Origin of the sequence: uncultured Chloroflexus sp., from assembly GCF_937951745.1 — a bacterium.
Lineage (GTDB): Bacteria > Chloroflexota > Chloroflexia > Chloroflexales > Chloroflexaceae > Chloroflexus.
The window spans coordinates 23,823-30,106 of sequence record NZ_CALFBQ010000072.1 but is presented as its reverse complement, the minus strand read 5'-3'; the positions used below and the strand labels follow the sequence as shown (position 1 = coordinate 30,106).

5 protein-coding genes are annotated in these 6,284 nt (G+C 57.0%); all 5 read left to right on the top strand.

The features are described 5' to 3' along the window. A partial coding sequence (locus Q1A59_RS15955; RefSeq protein ID WP_299645228.1) for a hypothetical protein occupies nt 1–217 on the top strand: 217 nt, incomplete at its 5' end. A 714-nt stretch (nt 218–931) separates the two neighbouring features. Beyond that, a complete protein-coding gene (locus tag Q1A59_RS15950; protein ID WP_299645227.1) occupies nt 932–1,159 on the top strand; it encodes a hypothetical protein in 228 nt (75 codons plus the stop codon). Nucleotides 1,160–2,121: 962 nt separating this feature from the next. After that, complete coding sequence (gene gmhB, locus Q1A59_RS15945; RefSeq protein WP_298403006.1) at nt 2,122–2,724, top strand: D-glycero-beta-D-manno-heptose 1,7-bisphosphate 7-phosphatase; 603 nt, start codon at nt 2,122–2,124, stop codon at nt 2,722–2,724. 13 nt (nt 2,725–2,737) lie between these two features. Then, entirely contained in the window at nt 2,738–4,306 is a 1,569-nt protein-coding gene (locus Q1A59_RS15940; protein WP_298403004.1) for an efflux RND transporter periplasmic adaptor subunit, read from the top strand. A 15-nt stretch (nt 4,307–4,321) separates the two neighbouring features. Next, nucleotides 4,322–6,280, top strand: a complete 1,959-nt coding sequence (locus Q1A59_RS15935; RefSeq protein WP_298483176.1) for a tyrosine-protein kinase domain-containing protein — start codon at nt 4,322–4,324, stop codon at nt 6,278–6,280. Nucleotides 6,281–6,284 lie beyond the last annotated feature (4 nt).

Here is a 6,284-nt window from a genome sequence, read left to right as displayed (position 1 = left end):
TGCTGCAATCGGCAGACTCCAACCTCAGCGGCGACGATCGGCGTCTTCAAGCTGTGTGCCACTCGGTAGCGCGTTTCTAGCCCTCTCTTGGGCGCAGTGGAGTTTTAGCACCGACATCTCTTACGTTCCATTGGCAGAAGCATTTAGCGTAAGCGCCTTCGCCAGCAGCTTGTATCCGCCACGAATTGCCACCAGCCTGCTCGCCAGTCTCTGCTGAGCGCTCGCCGTTCTCACGGGACAAGCATGCGTGTTTCTCGGGCAATGAACGCAATCAGCTCACTAGTAACCCATCATCATCAATCGTTCTGCGATTGGCTCAGCGCGGTTGGAAACATCGACGGCCCATGAGCGTTATTCTTAGCTTGTACTATTTGCCAGTTGCGTTCTTCGTCTACGGCTATCGCGATCTACCTGCGATCATAAGCTGGTTGACTAAATGACAGCAGCGCGCGCCTGCCGGTCTAGGGTCTATGGTCGCCGGATCGCATCTTGCCGTCGGGTATCAGTGCGATCGTCTGCATCATTCCCCTGTGGAACGGGATCAGATTGCGGTATCCGCTCAGGGGTTCGTTGCAGATAAGATGCCTGCCCGGTTGCGCCTGCTGGCGCTGCTGGGATAAGCGGGGATGTCGATCTGGTACGCAGTGCATTGGCGTCACCCGTCGTACCGGCAACTCAGGTGGATCGGCGCAAGCTACGCGCTTTTTCTACCCTTCATTATTTGGTGGGATCCCTATAAGCCAAAGTGGTTTGTAGCATCGAATCTGTTTCTCGCTGCCGCTATTGTCGTCGATTGGGATTCGCCAACACTACCGCGCCAACGACCATTCTTGCAGGCGCATGCATTCTCTTGATTGGGCTGGGAAACGTTCAAGCCGCTATTTGGTCAAGCGCGACCGTGCCAAATCCCCATATCAAACCGGCGACATGCGTGGCCCAGTATCTGGGCGCAGGCGATGTTTTTCTGGAAACCGACTGGTCGTTTGGCGGATATCTCAGCTATTTCTACGAATGCGACACTGTACGTTTGATCGAACTCTCGGCGCGGGTCAACGGCAACAACGCCCTCGTTGCATCCATCGCAGAGGTGACCTGTGAGCGGCAAACAAGCGGTGGCCGGGTCTTCATTGCAGATCTGGATTCTTACGAGCCAGCTTAGCAAGCATGGTTTTCACCCACACCAGCGTATCGCACACCACATTGCACAGCTTCCGCCAGCAACCGGCATTCGCTTGCGCCAACCGTCAGTTCGAGCAGACGGGGATTTTCAGACCTACTACATTGCCGCGACGATGCCGCGCGCCGGCGAGGACATACATGACCATAGGAGAGCGCTGCAATTCACCGCAGCCCACCCGTCAGTCGCTTATCCTGAAGTACCACACTACTTTTACTCGCCTCTCTGAGTGATCGTTCTCGCCCCGCTCAGCGCCTTACCATACCCGCTCACTTACAAGGTATGGGTCGTTATCAATCAGATCGTACTCGCCGGAACACTGCGGCTGCTGAGGAAGAGTTTACCAATGTGCCAACGCTGGTCACTGCCTCTGTTGGTCATCCGCGCTGGAAATTAGCTACATACCGATGGTATTTGAGAACCTCACCCTCAACCGCTTGGGACAGTGGCAATACAAGCGAGGATGGTGGCTCTTGCGTAGCAATTATCTGCGCGAGTCTTTCTTGCTGATAAAGCAGTAGTACCATAGTACCTTTTATTCTTCGCTCGGACAAAAGAACTATTGCATAAAAACAAACTTCACCAAGATCATATAAGCCACACTGAACAGATTAAATCGGCAAATAACTACTCATCATCCCGAAAAAGAAACCGAAAAAACCTTCGCAAGTTGCACAATCTACAGAGATATTCACATATCAAGCACGGCTACTGCCTGCATCCCAACAGCCGGAACGCAAGCAGCAAGCAAACAGGAAAGGATTGGCACGTTAGCCAAGCGCCCAAACTAGTCACCTGTCGAGAGGTTATATGAAAGCATTGTCACAATTTCTTCGCTCCGCTGTTAGCCGATCTTCAGCCACAAGGTGTACTGTAGCATTGTGATCGTAGCCTGCGACCTACTACGTGCTATGATCTAGTTGCAGCGCTAGGAGGGGGGCTTCATGCGCGCTGTCTTTCTCGACCGCGATGGTGTCATTAATCACAACCGGCCAGACCACGTCAAAGATTGGTCAGAATTCCAATTTATACCGGGCGCGCTCACTGCACTCCGCCTACTGACCAACGCCGGTTTTCGCATCTTTATTGTCACCAATCAAGCAGCCGTCGGGCGTGGATTGATGTCGGTTGAAACCCTTGAACAGATTCACGCCCGATTGCGCGACATCGCCAGCTACCACGGCGCGCAGATCGATGACATTCGCTACTGCCCGCACCGGCCCGAAGAGCAATGCCGTTGCCGGAAACCTCAACCGGGGATGTTGGAGGATCTGGCAGCCCGTCACCGGATCAATTGCCGTGAGGCGTACCTTGTCGGCGATGCACTCAGCGATATTGCGGCAGGGCAGCGCATGGGATGCCAGACCATCCTTGTGAAGACAGGACGTGGCGTTAGCGAATTGCAGAAGCCGGAATTGCGGCGCTACCAGCCGTCATTCATTGCACCTGACCTATTAGGGGCGGTGCGCTGGATGTTGGCCGAAGAGGCGGTCAGCACGCCGTTTGCAACGCTACCGCTGCCCGGCGCATTTGTCTTGCCACAATAATTAAGAGGAAGCTATGGAGCGTTACGTACAGATTGCCGTTCGCAGCGCATTGGCGATGAGCCTCGCTATTGGACTGAGCGGCTGCAGCATTGGCTCACTAATTGGTACGCCGACGCCAGAGCCATGGACACCACCAACAGCGGTTCCAACCGCAGTAGTAGCGATGCCAACCGCCACTGCGGCGCCGCCACAGCTCCGCACGGTCGCCGTGGCAATCGGCACCTTCAATGACCAGCGCGAACTGAGCGGGCAGGTCACACCAGTGCTCGAACGCGATCTCGCTTTCCGGCAGAGCGGCATCTTGCGCAATCTGTACGTTGAAGTTGGTGCGCAAGTTACCACCGGCCAGTTGCTGGCTGAGATCGATCTCGGCACATTAGAAGATCAACTCCGGCAAGCGCGGATCAATGCCGAACAAGATCGACGCGCAATCGAGCAAGCAACCGCGCGGGCGCAAATTGATGTGCGCGCCGCCGAAGTGGCGCTTGCCTCGGCCCGTGACCGGCTGAATGCACTGACCACCCCGCCTTCAGCAACTGCGATCGCCGAAGCGCGCGCTGCCTTGCAACGGGCCGAAGCTGCGCTGGCCCGCACCCGCAATGACGCTTCGGCGGTAAAGACGCGCGCCGAGCGGGCGCTGCTCGACCGGCAAGCCGAATTGCAACGGGCGCAAGACGCTTATCAGCAGGCCCGCGCCCGGCTCGAAGTTGAAGATACGCCAGAAGTGCGCGCGCTAGTCGACCAGTTGGCTGCCGCAGTGCGAGTCGCAGAAAGTGCGGTCGCACTCGCCCAGATTGAATACGACACCGCCCGCGGCAACGAAATTGCCGCCGTACAAGCCGCCGAAGCCGATGTAGAGTTAGCCCGCACCCGGCTTGATCGCTTGATTAACGGGCCCGATCAGTTTGAGGTAACTGCCGCCCAGCGAGCTGTGCAACAGGCGCAGATCCAACTCGATGCCGCTCGCCAGCGTCTTAACCCCGATCCAATGCTGGTCAAGGGCTTAGCCGCTTCGGAACTGGCCATCAAAGAGATTGAACGTCAAATCGAGGCGCGCCGGATCTATGCGCCCTTCGACGGCGCGATCACGGCGGTTGATGCCTTGGTAGGCTTTCCGGTGCAAGCCGAAGTTCCGGTATTACGGCTGATGGACAACTCCGGGTTGCAGATTACCGTCAGCGGATTAAGCGCCGAGGATATCGAACGGATTCCGAATGGCGCCACGGTGAGCATCACGTTTGTGCGCTATCCCGGCCGCACCTTTACCGGCGTGGTGCGCAAAGCGACGACGATGAACAACCCGCTGCAAGCGCCCGAACTGCATATTACGTACAACGCCGGCGATCTCGCCCTCGTGGTTGGCGACCCGGCGCTAGTAACGATCGATTTTGGCCAACGTGAAGGAGTGCGCTGGCTACCAATCGAAGCCATCCGGCGCGATGGCGGCCCGCATGTTTTAGTGCCAACCGAAAACGGCTCTCAACGGGTTGATGTGCAACTTGGGCTGATTGTCGATGGCAAAGTAGAGATTGTGAGCGGGCTGGAAGCGGGCGATCTGGTTATCTTGCCGGCATCCAGTTAAGAAGGAGCGACATTCATGCTCACATGGAGCGACATCTGGTCATACATTCGCATTATGCTTCGCTGGTGGTGGGTTGCCCTGCTCGCCGCTCTCCTCGCCGCCAGTGGTGCGCTGATCTTTGCCATGCGCCAGCCTGATTACTACATTAGCCGGACGACCCTGCGTGTCGGCGATACGCTCTCGACTGCCGCGCCTGATCCGCAGATGATCGGTCTGACCAATACCGTAGCCAGCTTCTACGGTGAAATGGCCAAGCGCGAGATCATTTTAGCCCCAGTGGTTGAAAAGCTTGGCTTACCCTTCCCATGGCCAGTGATCAGAGATTACATGCTGGCAACGAGTGTCAACCGACAAGCGAGTTTACTAGAGATTACCATTACAGACACGAATCCGCAGCGTGCAGCAGCCATCGCCGATGCGATTGCGACTGAATTGATCCAATTCGGCCCGAACTCACCTGAAAATGTCGCGGCGCAGCGAAGCCTGCTAAACGAGCAGATCGATCGCGCGCAACGCGAGATTACAACGCTCGATCGCCAGATCGACCAGACTCGCGAACTGCTAGCACAAGCCACCAGCGCCACCGATCTCCGCGAGGCGCGCAACCGGCTGCAAGAATTGGAACTGGCCCGCGATACGGCGCAGAATGCATATACCCAGTTGTTGCGGCTGCAAAATACCAGCATGGTTAACAGTCTCTCGGTCTTTGAATCTGCGAAGGTACCGGGAACTCCCTTGCCGAACAAACGCAACCTGACGGTTGCCGTTGCTGGATTGGCCGGGCTGCTGGTGGGCCTGATGGCGTCATTCGTGCTCGAAGCGATTGACACCCGCTGGCGCAACCATAACGATTTGCGCAGCCGGTTTGGCCTCAACTTCCTCGGCGCAGTGCCCGGCAAGCGGCCATTAATTGGCTTGAGCGAAGATGAAGCGCGCATGCGCGTCGGGGCCGTGAAAGAAGCGCACACCCAAATTGTGCTAGCTGGCTTGCCTCGCAATGCCCGCATTTTGATGGTCAGCGGGCCGCGCCCGTCGCATGAACGAAGTGCGTTAGTCATTGATCTGGCGCATTGCTATACGCTATCGGGCTATCGGGTATTGCTGGTTGATGCCGAAACTGAGCAAGCTGCTTTGAGCGAACTGTTTGGCAATTCCGAGTCAGTGCTACAACCGATTATGATCGATGGCGAAGCACAAGTTTGGTCGAGTTTGCGGGTTACGCCAATGAAGAATGTGTTGTTGTTGGCCCGCAATATCGGCGAAGATGGCCACCCCTTGCCGCCATCGCAACCATGGCCGGCATTAGTCGAGGGACTGCGACACGCTGCTGATATCCTCATTTTTGATGGCCCATCAACGCTCAGCGGTGTTGAAGCTGCGTTGCTGGCACCGATGGTTGATGGCGTGGTGCTGGCGCTCAAACCCGCCGAAGATAGCAGTCGCGACATTCAACAAAGCCTCAAGCGGCTGACGCTGAAACGTAGCGATAGTGTACTTGGCGCGGTGATGTTAACTGATGAACATACGTTGGCTAGGCAAACTGATCGACCACGTTTGCCATTGCCTAACCTCCGCCAGTTGTTGAGCGATATGCCGTTGCGGCTGCTCAATCCCGGCAAGGGGCAACCAGAAACGGGGCAGCCTGCCAACAACGTGTCTGTGCCCACGCCTGATCCAGTGGCGGATCATGACGGCTTTGTTAACGCCGAACCGGTCGCTGGGCACGTGATTGTGACTCCGCCCACTGAACCATCGCGCGTGATCGTGACCCCACCAGTGACTGAACATCAGGCCGTCGTGGTGGCGCCGTCTAGCAATACACAGCACAGTAATGGGCTGAAGGAACGCGCCTTAGGCGAGACGGTATGGCCAGCAGAGCAACAACAGGAAGGGACACTCACCGCTAACCCGCCAGCTACAACACCGCCGCCGGCCCGGCGACGCGCAATCGCCGGTCGCCGCCGGCGCAAGTAACGCG